The organism is Salmonella sp. 2020_1459, from assembly GCF_043847915.1.
Taxonomy (GTDB): Bacteria; Pseudomonadota; Gammaproteobacteria; order Enterobacterales; family Enterobacteriaceae; genus Salmonella; species Salmonella enterica.
Map to the genome: position 1 here is coordinate 281,369 of NZ_JBCMFA010000002.1, position 15,412 is coordinate 296,780.

Annotated in this window: 16 protein-coding genes and 1 other annotated feature; of the genes, 8 read left to right on the top strand and 8 right to left on the bottom strand. The window is 51.6% G+C overall.

The annotated features are described in order from the left end of the window. Positions 1-219: 219 nt before the first annotated feature. From ACH0VJ_RS06255 to satP, 3 genes are all read left to right on the top strand, one after another. The gene (locus tag ACH0VJ_RS06255; RefSeq protein ID WP_001258090.1) at positions 220-624 is read left to right on the top strand and encodes a DUF2541 family protein; all 405 of its coding nucleotides are present in this window, start codon (positions 220-222) and stop codon (positions 622-624) included. Between the two features lie 35 nt (positions 625-659). Further along, a complete protein-coding gene (gene msyB / locus ACH0VJ_RS06260) occupies positions 660-1,373 on the top strand; it encodes an acidic protein MsyB (protein ID WP_001103477.1) in 714 nt (237 codons plus the stop codon). Positions 1,374-1,522: 149 nt separating this feature from the next. Continuing rightward, complete coding sequence (satP, locus tag ACH0VJ_RS06265) at positions 1,523-2,089, top strand: acetate uptake transporter (RefSeq protein WP_000528527.1); 567 nt, start codon at positions 1,523-1,525, stop codon at positions 2,087-2,089. A 56-nt stretch (positions 2,090-2,145) separates the two neighbouring features. Here satP and mog read toward each other — a convergent pair whose 3' ends face one another. Together mog and tal are read right to left on the bottom strand one after the other, a co-directional pair. Beyond that, entirely contained in the window at positions 2,146-2,736 is a 591-nt protein-coding gene (mog, locus tag ACH0VJ_RS06270) for a molybdopterin adenylyltransferase (protein ID WP_001094677.1), read from the bottom strand. 110 nt (positions 2,737-2,846) lie between these two features. Continuing rightward, positions 2,847-3,800, bottom strand: a complete 954-nt coding sequence (tal, locus tag ACH0VJ_RS06275) for a transaldolase (RefSeq protein ID WP_000130175.1) — start codon at positions 3,798-3,800, stop codon at positions 2,847-2,849. Positions 3,801-4,068: 268 nt separating this feature from the next. On the opposite strand from tal, the gene ACH0VJ_RS06280 reads away from it, so the two are divergent. After that, positions 4,069-5,499 (top strand): sodium:alanine symporter family protein, encoded by a 1,431-nt coding sequence (locus tag ACH0VJ_RS06280; protein WP_001113817.1) that lies wholly within the window; start codon positions 4,069-4,071, stop codon positions 5,497-5,499. A gap of 78 nt (positions 5,500-5,577) precedes the next feature. Further along, the gene (gene yaaA, locus ACH0VJ_RS06285; RefSeq protein WP_000906175.1) at positions 5,578-6,351 is read left to right on the top strand and encodes a peroxide stress protein YaaA; all 774 of its coding nucleotides are present in this window, start codon (positions 5,578-5,580) and stop codon (positions 6,349-6,351) included. A gap of 93 nt (positions 6,352-6,444) precedes the next feature. Here the strand turns inward: yaaA and thrC are convergent, their stop codons facing one another. The 6 genes from thrC to yjjY all read right to left on the bottom strand — a co-directional run bounded on the left by thrC (position 6,445) and on the right by yjjY (position 12,715). Beyond that, positions 6,445-7,731 (bottom strand): threonine synthase, encoded by a 1,287-nt coding sequence (gene thrC / locus ACH0VJ_RS06290; protein WP_000781107.1) that lies wholly within the window; start codon positions 7,729-7,731, stop codon positions 6,445-6,447. A gap of 3 nt (positions 7,732-7,734) precedes the next feature. Further along, positions 7,735-8,664, bottom strand: coding sequence for a homoserine kinase (thrB, locus tag ACH0VJ_RS06295; RefSeq protein WP_000241688.1), 930 nt, complete (start codon positions 8,662-8,664; stop codon positions 7,735-7,737). A gap of 1 nt (position 8,665) precedes the next feature. Next, a complete protein-coding gene (gene thrA, locus ACH0VJ_RS06300; RefSeq protein ID WP_001264681.1) occupies positions 8,666-11,128 on the bottom strand; it encodes a bifunctional aspartate kinase/homoserine dehydrogenase I in 2,463 nt (820 codons plus the stop codon). Between the two features lie 25 nt (positions 11,129-11,153). Next, positions 11,154-11,274: a sequence feature (Thr leader region), on the bottom strand. Beyond that, positions 11,210-11,275 carry a thr operon leader peptide gene (gene thrL, locus ACH0VJ_RS06305; RefSeq protein WP_001575544.1) on the bottom strand — a complete coding sequence of 22 codons (66 nt, stop codon included), beginning with the start codon at positions 11,273-11,275 and terminating at the stop codon, positions 11,210-11,212. (Overlaps the previous feature by 65 nt.) Positions 11,276-11,488: 213 nt before the next feature. Further along, on the bottom strand, positions 11,489-12,175 hold the full coding sequence (locus ACH0VJ_RS06310) for a tRNA/rRNA methyltransferase (RefSeq protein WP_001266769.1): 687 nt from the start codon (positions 12,173-12,175) through the stop codon (positions 11,489-11,491). A 399-nt stretch (positions 12,176-12,574) separates the two neighbouring features. Next, entirely contained in the window at positions 12,575-12,715 is a 141-nt protein-coding gene (yjjY, locus tag ACH0VJ_RS06315) for a protein YjjY (RefSeq protein ID WP_001541509.1), read from the bottom strand. A 95-nt stretch (positions 12,716-12,810) separates the two neighbouring features. Between yjjY and arcA the strand changes: the two genes are divergently transcribed. The 3 genes from arcA (at position 12,811) to ACH0VJ_RS06330 (ending at position 15,164) form a co-directional block, all read left to right on the top strand. Next, complete coding sequence (arcA, locus tag ACH0VJ_RS06320) at positions 12,811-13,527, top strand: two-component system response regulator ArcA (RefSeq protein WP_001194359.1); 717 nt, start codon at positions 12,811-12,813, stop codon at positions 13,525-13,527. A gap of 266 nt (positions 13,528-13,793) precedes the next feature. Then, positions 13,794-14,108: a hypothetical protein gene (locus ACH0VJ_RS06325; RefSeq protein WP_000749514.1), complete on the top strand. Its 315-nt coding sequence runs from the start codon at positions 13,794-13,796 to the stop codon at positions 14,106-14,108. A gap of 384 nt (positions 14,109-14,492) precedes the next feature. Beyond that, entirely contained in the window at positions 14,493-15,164 is a 672-nt protein-coding gene (locus tag ACH0VJ_RS06330) for a winged helix-turn-helix transcriptional regulator (protein ID WP_000811635.1), read from the top strand. Positions 15,165-15,412 lie beyond the last annotated feature (248 nt).

Here is a 15,412-nt window from a genome sequence, read left to right on the forward strand (position 1 = left end):
TCGTAACCCACGTCATCAAGGGGGAGATGAAAAAATTTTTTAGTGACGAGAGGGCGCGATGGAAAACCAGACAGATAAATATTCATGAAATAAATTAAAAAACGAATACCATTCACAGAAAAATTGTAATAAAAAGAAAAGATTACAAAACTGAATCGTTGCCATGAGCAGAGTATGATAGACGGTAATTGCTTATTGAACCCGTCAAAGAGAAATTTCATGCGATCTGTGTTAACGATTTCCGCCAGCCTGCTTTTCGGCCTGGCGTTAAGTAGCGTCGCGCACGCGAACGACCATAAAATACTGGGTGTTATTGCCATGCCCAGAAATGAAACGAACGATCTCACGCTGAAAATTCCCGTCTGCCGCATCGTGAAGCGCATTCAACTCACGGCGGATCACGGCGACATCGAACTTAGCGGCGCATCCGTCTATTTTAAAACTGCGCGTAGCGCCAGCCAAAGCCTGAACGTCCCTTCCTCAATCAAAGAGGGCCAGACAACAGGCTGGATCAATATTAATAGCGATAACGACAACAAACGCTGCGTATCAAAGATTACCTTCTCAGGCCATACGGTAAATTCTTCCGATATGGCGAGACTTAAAGTCATTGGCGACGATTAATCGCTGTTATTTCTATTCCAAAAGCCAGACTGAAAATGAACGTCACCTATTTACACGACGAGGATTTAGACTTTCTTCAGCATTGTAGCGAAGAACAACTCGCCGATTTCGCCCGTTTGCTGACGCATAACGAAAAGGGCAAGGCTCGCTTGTCAAGCGTCCTTAGTCATAACGAGCTGTTCAAAGCGATGGAAGGTCACCCGGAGCAACACCGCCGTAACTGGCAGCTCATTGCCGGCGAGTTTCAGCATTACGGCGGCGACAGTATCGCCAACAAATTGCGCGGGCACGGAAAACAGTACCGCGCGATTCTGCTGGATGTCGCAAAACGGCTAAAACTCAAAGCAGATAAAAGCATGTCGACGTTTGAAATAGAACAGCAACTGCTGGAGCATTTTTTACGTCATACCTGGCAGAAGATGGACGCAGCGCATAAGCAGGAATTTCTGCAAGCCGTAGACGCCAAAGTTTCTGAACTGGAAGAACTGCTGCCGCTGCTCATGAAAGATCGCAGTCTGGCAAAAGGGGTCTCCCACCTGCTTTCCACCCAGCTTACCCGCATTTTGCGTACCCATGCCGCAATGAGCATCCTGGGCCACGGATTGCTGCGCGGCGCAGGTCTTGGCGGCCCGGTCGGCGCGGCGTTAAACGGCGTCAAAGCGATGAGCGGCAGCGCGTATCGCGTGACTATTCCGGCGGTGTTGCAAATAGCCTGCCTGCGACGAATGATGGCAGCCGTTCAGGCGTGAATGCCCTCACTGGGGGAAATATTTTCTTTTCCCCCTTATTAGATCATAGACAGTCCTCTTCCCCCTGATTATTATGCCGCGCCCCGAATACGGAACTCGTTATTCTGGGAAACTATTTCACCATTCAATTATGATGATTTTGAGGAATTATGGGCAACACTAAGTTGGCTAATCCGGCACCGCTGGGCCTGATGGGCTTCGGCATGACCACCATTCTGCTTAACCTGCACAATGCCGGTTTTTTCGCCCTGGACGGTATTATTCTGGCGATGGGGATTTTCTACGGCGGTATCGCGCAAATTTTTGCCGGTCTGCTGGAGTACAAAAAAGGCAATACCTTTGGTTTAACGGCCTTTACCTCTTACGGTTCGTTCTGGCTGACGCTGGTCGCTATCCTGCTGATGCCGAAAATGGGCCTGACGGATGCGCCTGACGCTCAGCTACTCGGCGCTTATTTAGGTCTGTGGGGCGTGTTCACGCTGTTTATGTTCTTCGGTACGCTGAAAGCCGCCCGCGCGCTGCAATTTGTTTTCCTGAGCCTGACCGTACTGTTCGCTCTGCTGGCGGTCGGCAATATCACCGGTAACGAAGCAACTATCCATATCGCAGGCTGGGTTGGTCTGGTTTGCGGCGCCAGCGCTATTTATCTGGCGATGGGTGAAGTGCTAAACGAGCAATTTGGCCGCACTATTCTGCCAATCGGCGAGGCGCACTAAATCTCTTTTATTCCTCCCGCACCGGGAGGAATAACCCTATTATCAGTATCTCCCGGTCAGGACGACATATTCTCACGTCTGGCGCTCTTTGGGCGGAAAGCGGCAACCACTTCCGGCGCGGTTTCGACATACGGCCCGTCAAGCAGCTGTATGCAATACGGCACGCTCGCAAAAATGCCCGGCACGCTAACGCTGCCATCGTCCGCTTTTACGCCTTCCAGCGTTTCTTTGATCGATTTTGGCTGTCCAGGCAGATTAAGAATTAACGCCTGTTTACGGATAACGCCCACCTGGCGGGAAAGAATGGCGGTCGGCACAAAGCGCAGGCTGATCTGGCGCATCTGTTCGCCAAAACCAGGCATTTCACGGTCGGCGATGGCAAGGGTCGCGTCCGGCGTGACGTCGCGACGTGCCGGACCGGTACCGCCAGTGGTCAGCACCAGATGACAGCTCATCTCATCAACCAGTTCACATAAGGTCTGTTCGATGATCGCCTGTTCATCCGGGATCAGTCGCGTTTGCAGCTCAAAAGGGGTGGTAAGGGCAGATGCCAGCCACTCTTCAAGGGCCGGGATACCTTTATCCTGGTAAACGCCGCTGGAAGCACGGTCAGAAATGGAAACCAGGCCAATGCGTAAAGTATTCATGATTATTCCGTTTAAACAGTCTCGTTAAACAGAATGATACACTGCGAAAGGAAGGACAGACAGGTTTCAGAAGAGGTAGCGTGACCCATATCAGGGCCACGCGTTAATGATTACAGCAGATCGCCGATCATTTTTTCCAGTTTTTCCTGGTCTACCGCAAACTTACGGATACCATCCGCCAGTTTGTCAACCGCCATGGGGTCCTGGTGATGCTGCCACAGGAACTCGGCTTCGGTAATGCGTTCCGGGCGCGCTTTGACTTCGCCGGAGAAAGAGAGCTTACGCTCAATCGCCCCTTCGCTTTCCGCCAGTTCTTTCAGCAATGCCGGTGCGATAGTCAGACGGTCGCAGCCCGCCAGCTCCAGAATTTCGCCTACGTTACGGAAGCTTGCGCCCATAACGACGGTTTCGTAACCATGCTGTTTGTAGTACTCGTAGATTTCCGTTACGGAAACCACGCCCGGATCTTCAGCTGGCGCATAGTCTTTCTTGTCGGTATTGGCTTTATACCAGTCAAGAATACGACCTACGAACGGCGAGATCAGGTAGACGCCCGCTTCGGCGCACGCACGCGCCTGCGCGAAGGAGAACAGCAGCGTCAGGTTACAGTTGATGCCTTCTTTTTCCAGCTGTTCGGCTGCGCGAATGCCCTGCCAGGTGGACGCCAGCTTGATCAGGATACGATCGTTGCTGATACCCGCATCATTGTAGAGTTTAATGATACGTTTTGCTTTGGCGATAGACGCTTCAGTGTCATAAGACAGACGCGCGTCAACTTCGGTAGAAATACGCCCCGGCACCAGCTTCAGGATTTCCAGGCCAATATTCACCGCCAGCTTATCGGTCGCGTCAACAACCTGCTGCGCGCGGTCGCTGCTCTGCTGTTTCGCCCAGGCGACAGCATCGTCAATCAGCTTACGATATTCCGGGATTTGCGCTGCGTTAAGAATGAGAGAAGGGTTAGTTGTAGCATCCTGCGGCTGGTACAGCTTCATTGCCGCGATATCTCCGGTATCAGCCACTACGGTGGTGAACTGACGAAGGGAGGTCAATTTGTCCGTCATGATAGAGTTTCTCTTTAAACAGCTTGTTAGGGGATGTAACCGGTCTACCCTGATGATAACACGACGCACTCACAGCGCAACCGCCTACATGCACCTGGCTGCCCTTGTGCACTGTTTGCGTATCTGCCGACGGTTGATGCGCAATTAAAGGATACCGCCGTATTTATGGTAAACTGCCGTTAATATTAGTCTGACAAGGTCATCTACATCATGGGTCACGCTTATACAGGATCATCAAAGCGTGACGGCATCAACAAGAGGGACGTTAATGCCTGAGTTTTTCAGTTTTATTAACGAAATACTCTGGGGCTCGGTAATGATTTACCTGCTGCTCGGCGCAGGATGTTGGTTTACCTGGCGTACCGGATTCATTCAATTTCGTTATATTCGCCAATTTAGCCGCAGTCTGAAAGGCAGCCTTAGCCCGCAGCCAGGCGGCCTGACGTCATTTCAGGCGCTGTGTACCAGCCTCGCGGCGCGGATTGGCAGCGGTAATCTGGCCGGCGTGGCGCTGGCTATCGCCGCAGGCGGTCCCGGCGCGGTATTCTGGATGTGGGTCTCGGCCATCATTGGCATGGCGACCTCCTTCGCCGAGTGTTCGCTTGCCCAGCTTTATAAAGAACGTGACCCGACAGGCCAGTTCCGCGGCGGCCCGGCGTGGTATATGGCGCGTGGGCTGGGAATGCGCTGGATGGGCGTGGTTTTCGCCCTCTTTCTGCTCGTCGCCTACGGGTTGATTTTTAATAGCGTGCAGGCGAATGCCGTCTCACGCGCGCTCCATTTCGCCTTCAACATTCCGCCGCTTATCTCCGGCATTGCTCTGGCGTTCTGTGCCCTGTTAATTATCATTCGCGGCATAAAAGGCGTCGCCCGCCTGATGCAATGGCTGATTCCCCTCATCGCGTTATTGTGGGTCGCCGGCAGCGTGTTCATTTGCCTCTGGCATATTGAGCAAATGCCTGGCGTTATCGCCTCGATAGTCAAAAGCGCATTTGGCTGGCAGGAAGCCGCGGCAGGCGCAGCCGGATATACGCTCACTCAGGCTATTACCAGCGGTTTTCAGCGTGGGATGTTCTCTAATGAAGCGGGAATGGGGTCAACGCCTAATGCGGCCGCAGCGGCAACGTCGTATCCCCCTCACCCTGTCGCGCAGGGGATTGTGCAAATGATTGGCGTATTCAGCGACACCATTATCATCTGTACCGCCAGCGCGATGATTATCCTGCTGGCGGGGAATCACGCGTCCCACTCGTCAACAGAAGGCATTCAGCTTCTCCAACATGCAATGGTTTCGTTGACCGGTGAATGGGGCGCCAGTTTTGTCGCGCTTATCGTCATTCTGTTCGCGTTCAGTTCTATCGTCGCCAACTATATTTACGCCGAGAACAATCTGTTTTTTCTGCGGTTACATAACGCAAAGGCCATCTGGCTATTACGCCTTGCGACGCTTGGCATGGTCATCGCCGGTACGCTCATCAGTTTTCCGCTGATATGGCAGCTCGCTGACATGATCATGGCCTGTATGGCCATTACCAATCTGACGGCGATTTTGTTGCTCTCACCGGTGGTGTATACCCTTGCCGGCGATTATCTGCGACAACGGAAACTGGGCGTAAGACCGCAGTTCGATCCGCGGCGCTTCCCGGATATCGAACCACAACTGGCGCCAGATACCTGGGATGCGACATCGCGCGATTAAGCCGACAATCGCAACCATCGGTCAACTCTGCGGCGTTTTTTTGCTAAAGTCGCAGAAAATTCCCTGCAAGGACTGGATATGCTGATTCTGATTTCACCTGCAAAAACGCTTGATTATCAAAGCCCGCTGGCCACGACCCGCTATACCCAGCCGGAGCTGTTGGATCACAGCCAGCAGCTTATTCAACAGGCCCGCCAGCTTTCGGCGCCGCAAATTTCCAGGCTGATGGGAATTAGCGACAAACTGGCGGATCTCAACGCCACGCGTTTTCATGACTGGCAGCCTCATTTTACGCCGGATAATGCACGCCAGGCGATTCTGGCGTTCAAAGGCGATGTTTATACTGGCCTACAGGCGGAAACGTTCAACGACGCGGATTTTGATTTTGCTCAACAACATCTGCGTATGCTCTCTGGCTTGTATGGCGTATTGCGCCCGCTGGATTTAATGCAGCCTTATCGTCTGGAGATGGGGATTCGCCTGGAGAATCCGCGCGGCAAAGATCTTTATCAATTCTGGGGCGATATCATTACCGATAAGCTCAACGAAGCGCTTGAGGCGCAGGGCGATCGGGTGGTGGTGAATCTGGCCTCCGAGGAATATTTTAAATCGGTGAAGCCGAAGAAACTGAATGCCGAACTGATTAAGCCCGTGTTCCTTGATGAGAAAAACGGCAAGTTTAAGGTGGTAAGCTTCTACGCCAAAAAAGCGCGCGGACTGATGAGCCGTTTTATTATTGAAAACCGCTTAACGAAGCCGGAACAGCTTACCGCGTTTGACCGTGAAGGGTATTTCTTTGATGAAGAAACCTCCACACAAGACGAGCTGGTCTTTAAACGCTACGAGCAGTAACGGCATCGCCGGATGGCGGTTACGCCTTATCCGGCCTACAAATCGACACCACCCCATAGGCCCGGTAAGCGACAGCGCCACCGGGCGCAATGGTTACTGGCGGGTCATCATCAGCTTACGCAGGGCGGCAAAATCCGCAGGCAGATGATGTGAAAGCAGCGGCAGATCGGCGCGTTCGGCGAGCGCTTCAGGCAATGCCAGCGTTTCTCCCAGAATGGACTCCACGCTTTCTTTAAACTTCGCCGGATGCGCCGTTCCGAGAAACAAGCCATACTCGCCAGGGTTTAACTGGTCGCGTAATGCCCGATACGCTACCGCCGCATGAGGTTCCGAGATATAACCTTTCGCTTTCAGCTCGCGCATCGTCTGTTGTGTCGTAGAATCATCCACCGCCGCATAGCCCAGCTCAGTCAGACGCCAGATTTTACGGCGGAATAGCTCCTCCACCCGCGGCCAGTTATTCGGCTGGCTGACATCCATCGCATTCGACAGGGTCGCCTGCGTCGCTTTCGGCGCCCACTTTCCGTCATGCAGAAAACGCGGCACCGTGTCGTTGACGTTGGTGGCGGCGATAAAACGTTTCACCGGTAGGCCTAACGACTTCGCCAGCAGCCCTGCCGTCAAATCGCCAAAGTTGCCGCTGGGGACGGAGATCACCAGTTGGTTACGCGCCCCCTGCGGCAGTTGCGCCACGGCTTCAAAGTAGTAGCAAATTTGCGCCAACAGGCGACTGATATTAATCGAATTAGCCGAATTCAGCCCCAGCGCCGTTTTCAGTTCTTCGTCATCAAATGCCTGTTTCACCAGCGCCTGGCAAGCGTCGAAATCGCCGTCGATCGCCACGGTTTCAATGTTGCCGCCCAGCGTACAGAACAGTTTTTCCTGCAACGGACTGATTTTACCGCGCGGGTAGAGAATGACGACCCGCACATTTTCCAGGCCATAGAACGCATGAGCCACCGCCGCGCCGGTATCGCCTGACGTTGCGGTCAGAATCGTCACCAGTTTGTCGCCGCTGATATGCGTCAGCATTTGCGCCATAAAACGCCCGCCGAAGTCTTTAAAGGCCAGCGTCGGACCATGGAACAGCTCCAGGCAGCCGACATCGCTTTCTACCTGCGCTACCGGCGCCGGGAACGCAAACGCCGCGCGGACGCGCTCTTCCAGAATTTGCTGCGGTATTTCATCGCCAATAAATGCCGAGAGAATCTTTGCGCTACGGCTGACAAAGTCCTGGTTGAGCATCTCATCAATTTCCGTCAGGCTAAACTCCGGCAGTTCGTGCGGAAAAAAAAGTCCCTGCTGTTTGCCCAGTCCTTGCGTGACGGCCTGCGCAAAGCTGACCTGCTCATTATGGTCTTTCAGATTATAGAGTTTCATTGATTATCCCACTACTCGTGCGCCCGCCGTATCCAGCCGGCAAATATGAACGAAGCCTTCCTGATTTTGCAGATAATGTTTGCTCAGCCAGTCCGCGACGCGCTGCGCCGTCTCCGGTTTATCGCATAGCGCAAACAGCGTCGGCCCCGACCCGGAAATCCCGCTCGCCAGCGCGCCGATCTCCGACACCGCCTGTCGCGCCTGGCTAAAGCCCGGCAGTAAACGCGCGCGGTATGGTTCGGCAATAACATCTTTCATCAGCGCGGCGGCAAGCTGCGGCTGCCGCGAGTAACAGGCGTGAATAAAACCGGCCAGATGCCGTCCATGCACAATGCAATCCTGACGGCGATACTGCGCAGGCAAAATGGCCCGTGCTTCTGCGGTAGAAACTTTAATGCCCGGATAAGCCAGTACCCATAGCCACTCATCAAAGCCCGGCACCTGCTGACTAATAATGCCGTTTTCTTCAATCATCAACTGCATACCGCCAAGAAAGCACGGCGCGACGTTATCGTAATGGATGCTGCCGGAGATACGGCCTTCCAGCTCGCCCATCAGCGCCAACAGACGCGTGTCGTTTAACGGTTTGCCGCAGTGCTCATTCATCGCGACCAGCGCGGCGACGACGGAACAGGCGCTGGACCCTAACCCGGAACCAATCGGCATATTTTTTTCCAGCGTCATCGCCACCGGGATGGTTTTCCCCAATGCCTGGCAAAAACGTTCCCAGCACTGATAAACAATATTTTCACGCGGCTCCGGCGGCAGTTTATCGGCAAATCGCCCCAGGTTATGCAGACGGAAATGGTCCGCTGCTTCAACGGATACCACATCGCCCAGCAACGTGCCGTCAACGGGTGTGACGGCCGCGCCCAACACGTCGAAACCGACGCTCATGTTCGCGCTGGAAGCCGGGGCATACACTTTCACCATGTTAAACTCCTAACTTCCATGAGAGGGTCCGTAACAGATCGGCAAACACGCCCGCCGCCGTCACATCATTGCCTGCGCCGTAGCCGCGCAGCACCAACGGCAAGGGCTGATAATAGTGGCTGTAGAACGCCAGCGCGTTTTCACCATTTTTCACTTTGAAGAGCGGATCGTTACCATCAACTTCGGCAATCTTCACGCGGCACACGCCATCCTCTTCGATATTGCCCACATAGCGCAATACCTTACCTTCATCACGAGCTTTCGCCACACGGGCGGCAAACGCGTCGTCAAGCTGCGGCAGATGCGCCATAAAGGCGGTCACATCGCCGGAGGCGTCAAACTCGTTCGGCAACACCGGTTCAATCACAATATCGGAAAGCTCCAGCTCGCGACCCGTCTCGCGGGCAAGGATCAACAGTTTCCGCGCCACATCCATACCGGAAAGATCGTCGCGCGGATCGGGTTCGGTATAGCCCATCTCGCGCGCCAGCGCGGTCGCCTGTGAGAGACTCATCCCCTCTTCCAGTTTACCGAAAATAAAAGAGAGCGACCCGGAAAGAATGCCGGAAAATTTTTGCAGTTCATCACCGGCATTCAGCAGGTTTTGCAGGTTTTCGATTACCGGCAAACCGGCGCCGACGTTGGTGTCATACAAGAATTTGCGCCGTGATTGCGCGGCGGCGAAACGTAGCTGATGGTAGTAGTCCATCGACGAGGTGTTCGCTTTCTTGTTCGGCGTCACCACATGGAACCCTTCACGCAGGAAGTCGGCATATTGGTCGGCCACCGCCTGACTGGAGGTACAATCAACAATCACCGGATTGAGTAGATGATATTCTTTCACCAGGCGAATTAAGCGTCCCAGATTGAACGGCGCGTTCGCTTGCGCCAGTTCCGCCTGCCAGTTGTCCAGATTCAGGCCATGCACATTGGTTAGCAACGCCTTTGAGTTCGCCACGCCGCACACGCGCAGATCGATGTGCTTGTTCTTCAGCCAGGTTTGCTGACGTTTAAGCTGTTCCAGTAGCGCGCCGCCGACGCCGCCGACGCCAATGACAAACACTTCAATCACCTGATCGGTATTGAACAGCATCTGGTGCGTTACCCGCACGCCGGTGGTGGCATCGTCGTTATTCACCACCACAGAAATGGAACGCTCAGAAGATCCCTGAGCGATCGCCACGATATTGATATTGGCCCGCGCCAGCGCGGCGAAGAATTTCGCTGAAATGCCGCGTAGCGTGCGCATACCGTCGCCGACAACAGAGATAATCGCCAACCGCTCAGTAACCGCCAGCGGCTCCAGCAGCCCCTCTTTCAGCTCCAGATAGAACTCATCCTGCATCGCACGGCGGGCACGCGCGCAGTCACTCTGCGGCACACAGAAGCTGATGCTGTACTCAGAGGAGGACTGGGTAATGAGCACCACCGAGATCCCGGCGCGAGACATGGCGGCGAAAACACGCGCCGCCATCCCAATCATCCCTTTCATTCCAGGGCCGGAGACGCTAAACATCGCCATGTTATTAAGGTTAGAGATCCCTTTAACCGGCAGGTTATCATCGTCGCTGGACGCGCCGATCAGCGTTCCTGGCGCCTGCGGATTACCGGTATTTTTAATCAGACAGGGGATCTGGAACTGGGCGATAGGCGTTATGGTGCGAGGGTGAAGGACTTTGGCGCCGAAGTAAGAGAGTTCCATCGCTTCCTGGTAGGACATCGATTTCAGCAGTCTGGCGTCCGGCACCTGGCGCGGGTCACAGGTATACACGCCATCGACGTCAGTCCAGATTTCACAGCAGTCAGCGCGTAAACAGGCGGCCAGCACGGCGGCAGAGTAGTCAGAGCCATTACGCCCCAGCACCACCAGTTCACCCTTTTCATTACCGGCGGTAAAGCCCGCCATCAGGATCATGTGATCGGCCGGGATCTGGCTGGCGGCGATACGGCGAGTCGATTCCGCGATATCGACGGTAGATTCAAGGTAATGGCCCACCGCCAGCAATTTTTCTACCGGATCGATCACCGTGACGCGATGCCCACGCGCCTCCAGAAGTCCCGCCATAATCGCGATCGACATTTTTTCGCCACGGCAAATCAGCGCGGCGTTGATGCTGTCCGGGCACTGACCCAGCAGGCTGATACCATGCAAAACATGTTTGATCTGAGCAAATTCTTGTTCGACAACCATTTTCAACCGTGCAAGCGGGAATCCCGGCTGCGCGCTGGCAAGTCCTGCGAGCAGGTCAGAAAAAATACGTTCGGCATCGCTGATATTCGGCAAAGCATCCTGGCCGCCGATAGTTTTTTCAATCATCGCCACCAGATGGTTGGTAATTTTCGCGGGGGCGGAAAGTACGGTCGCTACCTGCCCTTGCCTGGCATTGCTTTCCAGAATATCGGCAACACGCAGAAAACGTTCTGCATTTGCCACTGATGTACCGCCGAACTTCAACACTCGCATGGTTGTTACCTCGTGATCTCTGGTCGAAAAAAAAGCCCGCACTGTTCAGGTGCGGGCTTTTTTCTGTGTTTCCTGTACGCGTCAGCCCGCACCGTTACCTGTGGTAATGGTGATGGTGGTAATGGTGGTGGTGCTGATGCGGTTCATGGATGTTGTGTACTCTGTCATTTTTATTTGTCTGTCTTGTATTCCTATATTGGTTAAAGTATCTGCCCGCCTAAGTCAATAAATTTTTAAATTGATCACATTCCGAAACTTGTTCATGTGCTGCTGGCGATATATTTATTTTCAACCAATTCCCCCTGTCATGATCTCTTGCAACCAGACGTAATCTCTTATTATTTTAAAAATTACAGCACGTTATTTTGTTAGTTTTTTTTCAATATCATGGACCAAACGGTGCAACATTACCGTATCTCGCTGTCCCAGCAGGCCGATTCGCTGTTGTAGCCAGTCGGTTAATTTGTGGTCATCGGCCGCCTCCAGAGTCGTTAGCAGGCGTAAAAGGCGCGCGCGTAACGCCTGTAACTGCGATTCATCAGCAATATCAACGGATTCTGTGGTCTGTTGCATTAAACCTGCTAATTGATAGCAATACACCATGACCGCCTGACCCAGATTGAGCGAAGGGTAATCCGCCGCCATCGGCACGCCGGTCAATACATCCGCCAGCGCCAGCTCGTCATTGGTCAGACCGGAATCCTCACGGCCAAAAACCAGCGCGGCATGACGCATCCAGCGTGATTTTTCCTGTAATAAGGGAACCAGTTCAGCGGGCGAAGCGTAGTAATGAAATTTTGCCCGGCTGCGGGCTGTCGTCGCGACGGTAAAATCCACATCGTGGAGCGCGTCAGCAAGGGTGTGGAAAACCTCAATATTATCAATAATATCTCCAGATCCATGTGCGACCCAACGGGTGGCGGGCTCCAGGTGCGCCTGGCTGTCGACAATACGCAGGTCAGTAAATCCCATGGTCTTCATAGCCCGGGCGGCTGCGCCGATATTTTCCGCTCTGGCGGGAGCGACAAGAACGATTGTTACACGCATTTCATTACTCTTTTTGACTAATTTACAGGAAATTAGCTGGCGTTTGTAAGCATATTACGCTTCGCAAATTTACAAAATTTTAACTGATATCACTGAAAAAGCATTTTTGATTTCGTAAAAGACGCTACACTATTGCGTATCTGTACTATTGCTGTTTATGTTAACAGAACATCGTTATCCTACTGTTTATTTAGGATAATTTAATTTAAAATAGATCCTGTTCTTTGGATTCATCACATTTATTAGTTGGCTTACGTAACTAGTTGGAATATTGCAAATTTGTGATGAAAGCTAGCATTTAGCTACGATGATTTCATCAAACTGTTAACGTGCTACAATTGAACTTGATATATGTCAACGAAGCGTAGTTTTATTAGGTGTCCGGTACGTCTTAGCCTGTTATGTTGCTGTTAAAATGGTTAGGATGACAGCCGTTTTTGACACTGTCGGGTCCAGAGGGAAAGTACCCACGACCAAGCTAATGATGTTGTTGACGTTGATGGAAAGTGCATCAAGAACGCAATTACGTACTTTAGTCATGTTACGCCGATCATGTTAATTTGCGACATGCATCAGGCAGGTCAGGGACTTTTGTACTTCCTGTTTCGATTTAGTTGGCAATTTAGGTAGCAAACATGCAGACCCCGCACATTCTTATCGTTGAAGACGAGTTGGTAACACGCAACACGTTGAAAAGTATTTTCGAAGCGGAAGGCTATGATGTATTCGAAGCGACAGATGGCGCGGAAATGCATCAGATCCTCTCTGAATATGACATCAACCTGGTGATCATGGATATCAATCTGCCAGGGAAAAACGGTCTCCTGTTAGCGCGTGAACTGCGTGAACAGGCTAACGTTGCGCTGATGTTCCTGACGGGCCGCGATAACGAAGTCGACAAAATTCTCGGCCTCGAAATCGGCGCGGATGATTACATCACCAAACCGTTTAACCCACGCGAATTGACCATCCGTGCCCGCAACCTGCTGTCCCGTACCATGAACCTGGGTACCGTCAGCGAAGAGCGTCGTAGCGTTGAAAGCTACAAGTTCAACGGTTGGGAACTGGATATCAACAGTCGTTCACTGATCGGCCCGGACGGCGAGCAGTATAAACTACCGCGCAGCGAGTTCCGCGCGATGCTTCACTTCTGCGAAAACCCTGGCAAAATTCAGTCACGCGCAGAGCTGTTGAAGAAAATGACCGGGCGTGAGCTGAAGCCGCATGACCGTACTGTTGACGTTACCATTCGTCGTATTCGTAAGCATTTCGAATCCACGCCGGATACGCCGGAAATCATCGCCACCATTCACGGCGAAGGTTATCGCTTCTGCGGCGACCTGCAGGATTAATTCGGCCCAGGCGCCAAACCGTAAAAACAGCCGGTAAGTTATTCTTACTGGCTGTTTCTTATGTCCCCCTTCCGCTAAGCGGCCTCGCTTTCCCTCCTGACCTGCCGTTATGACGTACTCTTTTACATAAAAATTGTCGTATAGCGCTGTTTATCTCAGCTTGCGAAAGTTAAGGTAGTTTGTGTATTTACATTAAAGAGTAATACACGGGATTTGTTAGTCCCCAAAAAATAAGGGGATGCTCACAGGACGTGAGGTTTCAAAGGATGAAAAAATCACCATTATGCTGCTACCTGTTTTGTGCAGCGATGTCAGCTTCACCAGCCGCGCTGGCTGCTACCGCGCCGGTCTCCGCAGGCGTTATTCATTTCAAAGGCCAGATTGTCGAATATGGTTGTAATCTTGCGCCTCACGATCGCAATATCGAGGTATCATGTTTGCGGAATAATATCCCCCATTTACAGACAGTCGCCACACCGTCTGGAAACGCTATTTCGTTGATGAATGGAATCGCCACGGTACGGCACGTGTCGTTAAAAGATCATCCGGAGATTCAAAGCCTGATCGTCCAGTACCGCTAACCGCTTATGGCTCCCGCCGGGAGGAGTTCCGGCAGGCGGCGATTTCGCTCAGTAAAACGCCGCCTGCCTGCATTTTGTACTTTTCTCTCATTCGTATCCTACAACAGCGATGTTCATCGCTTCGCTATCCTGTACGCTCTACGCGCTCGTTAAGCACGGTACCTATGATAGCTGTCATAAAATGATTGCAAATAAAATCATCACATTTACTATGGTTAACCTTACAAACAGCGTTGTCGCTCATGCATTGATAAGGTGAATACATTGACTTAAATATTCTTGTTGGCTATTTTAATTTACTTAATTATAATTTTAAGTGAATATTAAATTTATGTTTACCTTTTAATAGTCAACCACTTTATCAGCCATAATAATGGGGAAGATATGAAGCAGTTAAACGGCGGGAATGTGTATCGTCCCACAGGGAAAGAAAAAAACCTGCAAGCCATTTTAAATATTCATCGGCACGTTATTCAAAACATCTCCCCTGTCACTATTACGGCCGGTAAAACACTGGATATCAAGATTGATAATCAATCCCACATCCTGTTAATCACTAAAGGCGCTATTAAAGTATGTCGGCGTATCGACAGCATTGTAATGGGCTGCGGTGTCTCACCAATGATTTTAGGCCTTGTAGATGCCTATGCTGACTTATACCAGTTAGAAGAGAATTCAGACGTCTTTTTTATCGCCGAAACCACCTGTGAATATTATCCTGTCCCAGTAAAAGATTTTGTGGAAATAGCCGATGAAAAGCATCTCTGGCGTGACATTTCGAACATCCTGATGTACCGCATTGCTTTCATGACTAACCGTGACAGAAACCTTATCGGGCAGGACGCCTATAGCCAGATAAAAGCGCTGTTACTTGAACTGTGGTCGTATCCTGAAAGCTCACGATTTGAGATCAACGCACAGAACTTCATACAACAGAGAACCGGGCTTTCACGCAGCCGTATCATGCAGGTACTTTCAGAACTAAAAGCGGGAGACTATATAAAAATACTGCATGGAAGACTGTTAGAGCTTCGAAACCTGCCGGTTTCATTTTAAACGGACAAGCGTCGTATATTCTTAAAAATAAAGCAATATAGAGTTAAATAAATCCTCCAGGAAATAATAACTATTATCAAAAAAGAGATCTTGCTCTATAAATCTAGTCATCAACCATACTTCTTTAGTGGTATTTTATTAAACTTTGTTACCGGGTCCGAAACTGGACTGCCGTTCAATATTGCATCAGAATTTTTATTGAGTTCATAGTTGATATACGTAGAATAGCCGCCTGCTTATCTACAGAA

Coding starts and splice junctions, on each gene's coding strand:
- mog (WP_001094677.1), bottom strand. CDS start 2,736: ATGAATACTTTACGCATTGGCCTGGTTTCCATTTCTGACCGTGCTTCC.
- msyB (WP_001103477.1), top strand. CDS start 660: ATGAACGTCACCTATTTACACGACGAGGATTTAGACTTTCTTCAGCAT.
- arcA (WP_001194359.1), top strand. CDS start 12,811: ATGCAGACCCCGCACATTCTTATCGTTGAAGACGAGTTGGTAACACGC.
- ACH0VJ_RS06310 (WP_001266769.1), bottom strand. CDS start 12,175: ATGCGTGTAACAATCGTTCTTGTCGCTCCCGCCAGAGCGGAAAATATC.
- ACH0VJ_RS06255 (WP_001258090.1), top strand. CDS start 220: ATGCGATCTGTGTTAACGATTTCCGCCAGCCTGCTTTTCGGCCTGGCG.
- satP (WP_000528527.1), top strand. CDS start 1,523: ATGGGCAACACTAAGTTGGCTAATCCGGCACCGCTGGGCCTGATGGGC.
- yjjY (WP_001541509.1), bottom strand. CDS start 12,715: ATGACTAAAGTACGTAATTGCGTTCTTGATGCACTTTCCATCAACGTC.
- ACH0VJ_RS06325 (WP_000749514.1), top strand. CDS start 13,794: ATGAAAAAATCACCATTATGCTGCTACCTGTTTTGTGCAGCGATGTCA.
- thrB (WP_000241688.1), bottom strand. CDS start 8,664: ATGGTGAAAGTGTATGCCCCGGCTTCCAGCGCGAACATGAGCGTCGGT.
- thrC (WP_000781107.1), bottom strand. CDS start 7,731: ATGAAACTCTATAATCTGAAAGACCATAATGAGCAGGTCAGCTTTGCG.
- yaaA (WP_000906175.1), top strand. CDS start 5,578: ATGCTGATTCTGATTTCACCTGCAAAAACGCTTGATTATCAAAGCCCG.
- ACH0VJ_RS06330 (WP_000811635.1), top strand. CDS start 14,493: ATGAAGCAGTTAAACGGCGGGAATGTGTATCGTCCCACAGGGAAAGAA.
- tal (WP_000130175.1), bottom strand. CDS start 3,800: ATGACGGACAAATTGACCTCCCTTCGTCAGTTCACCACCGTAGTGGCT.
- thrA (WP_001264681.1), bottom strand. CDS start 11,128: ATGCGAGTGTTGAAGTTCGGCGGTACATCAGTGGCAAATGCAGAACGT.
- ACH0VJ_RS06280 (WP_001113817.1), top strand. CDS start 4,069: ATGCCTGAGTTTTTCAGTTTTATTAACGAAATACTCTGGGGCTCGGTA.